Source organism: Anaerococcus sp. HMSC075B03, assembly GCF_001815585.1.
Classification (GTDB): domain Bacteria; phylum Bacillota; class Clostridia; order Tissierellales; family Peptoniphilaceae; genus Anaerococcus; species Anaerococcus vaginalis.
Map to the genome: position 1 here is coordinate 41,051 of NZ_KV821187.1, position 735 is coordinate 41,785.

Sequence of the window (735 nt, forward strand, 5' to 3'; positions counted from 1 at the left end):
TTTTTGGAGTTTTAGAAGTTCATCTAATTTCTTAGATAAGTCTTGGTTTAGGTTTTTGTCTTTTTCATCTTTAGCTTGTTTTTCAAGTTCTTCTTTTGCTTTTTTATTTGCTTCCTCGATTAACTTCTTTGCTTCTTCGATTTTCTTATCTAAATCTTCTTTTAGCTTTTTAATTTCTTCTCCAGAAACTTTTTGTTTTTCTTCTAGTCCTTTAATTTTCTCTTCTAATTCTTTTTTTGTATTTTCAGAAGATTCTTTTAAACTATCAATAGCCTTTTGAAGCTCTTCAATTTTCTTACAGCATTCTGACTTAGAATTTTCTGTCTCTTTCCTTTTAGACTCAAGGTCTTTTATCTTATTATCTTTTTCATCAAGAGCTTTTTCTAAGTCCTTAATTCTATTGTCTTTATCATCAATTTCGTTAGTCTTTTTTGCAAGTTCCCCTTCTAAAGACTCAAGCTTTTCTTGCATTTCTTTGATTTTATTTTCGTTTTTATCGGTCTTTTCTTTCTCAGCTTCTAACTCCCATTTTGTAGATGAATAATCTTCTTTTAGTTTTGCATTTTCATCTTGTAATCTTTTTAATTCATCTTTAAGCTGAGTAATTTCTGCTATTAGTTCATCTTTATTGGAGTTTTTAAGATCCTCAATTTCTTTATCTAATTGAGCAATCTTATTGTCTTTATCTCTAATCTCTTCTTCTAACTTAGCTTTTTCTTGTTTTAGTTTCTCTCC

General features: G+C 28.2%; 1 pseudogene. It reads right to left on the bottom strand.

Annotated features, from left to right (window positions below):
* Positions 1-735, bottom strand: a pseudogene (locus tag HMPREF3045_RS05380) (copper amine oxidase); the annotation flags it as partial.